The sequence below is a fragment of the Vibrio sp. 1978 genome, from assembly GCF_033344345.1.
Map to the genome: position 1 here is coordinate 1 of NZ_JAWPOP010000132.1, position 1,136 is coordinate 1,136.

2 protein-coding genes are annotated in these 1,136 nt (G+C 47.0%); both read right to left on the reverse strand.

What is annotated here, in order from left to right; translation table 11 throughout:
- Window positions 1-25: 25 nt before the first annotated feature.
- A complete protein-coding gene (locus tag R8N49_RS25005) occupies window positions 26-577 on the reverse strand; it encodes an outer membrane beta-barrel protein (RefSeq protein ID WP_017448000.1) in 552 nt (183 codons plus the stop codon).
- 51 nt (window positions 578-628) lie between these two features.
- A partial coding sequence (locus R8N49_RS25010) for a DUF535 family protein (RefSeq protein WP_318190197.1) occupies window positions 629-1,136 on the reverse strand: 508 nt, incomplete at its 5' end.

A 1,136-nucleotide genomic window follows, 5' to 3' on the forward strand; every position in this document is an offset into this window, starting at 1 on the left:
AGGTGCCTTAGAAAAGAGGGATGAGTTAGAAACGCATTTGTGCGCCAAACATCACGCCACCAGAATCAAAATCGCTGTTTTTGGCGTAATTGTATTCTAAGTTCAAACCAAAGTGTTTATAGCCCCAAGCGACACCTGCTGCGGCTTCTCCGCCAAGGCTAGACTCGTCATATTCTTTATTCTGGCCATTGTTTTTAAGCGTGTAACTTAACGTGTAGTAAGTGATACCGCCTTTACCGTAAAGCTCAAAACCAGCACCCAAAGGGTAGCTTACGTAACCGCTGATTCGCGGACCGCCATAACTCACGTCGGTGATTTCTGATATTGGGCTAATGAGTACAGAACCAATGCCGTTAAACGCGCCTTTGTAACCTGCTTCAAGGCCGAAGTTTTGGTCGAACATGTAACGGTAATACACATCCCCTAAGAACATGTCGCCGTCATCATGGCCATTATTGACGTCGTAACTGACGTCACCATAGCCTAAATTCGCCCCCACAATGTGTTTGGTTGGCTCGGCATGAGCGGTGACAGAAAGTGCAGACAACAAGCATGCTACGGCGTATTTGTAAGACATAAGGACTCCGAATAGTAAACGAATAAACAAGATGTCGAGTGATACGCTGGATTAACGCAGACGCGTCGCAAACTGAGCTTTGGTGTTGTCTAGCCACTCATAACGACGGCGGTACATCGGGCGTTTAGAGCGAGACATTCCCTCAGTATCGCGGCGCGTATCATTCACTTTTAATGCGTAGAAATGGCGGTTGTATTCAATGCCTCCCAACTCTTGCCATAGTGCATCGTAGTCAGTTTTGATGCGTCCTTTACTGTAACGTCGTGCTGCGTATGTGTGAGATTGCGTTTTTACGGCGAGTATGGTGTTTACTTCCCAGACTTGAGCGATGAGTGTTAGCAAACTCACCATCAAGCTTTTTGGTCGCTGACCGTACAGTTTTCGAGTCAGTTTTTTAATTTTTGCGTTGTTTTCTTCACTGCTTCGAGGGCCTTGTAGGCCACCTATCATAATGCAGCGCCCAGTGTCTACATGACCAACGGTAAACGAAAGTGTGTAGAAGTTCCCGTCTTCAGCGCTGTGCAGCACAAGGCTCATGTCGCCTTCTTTTTGGTAACGC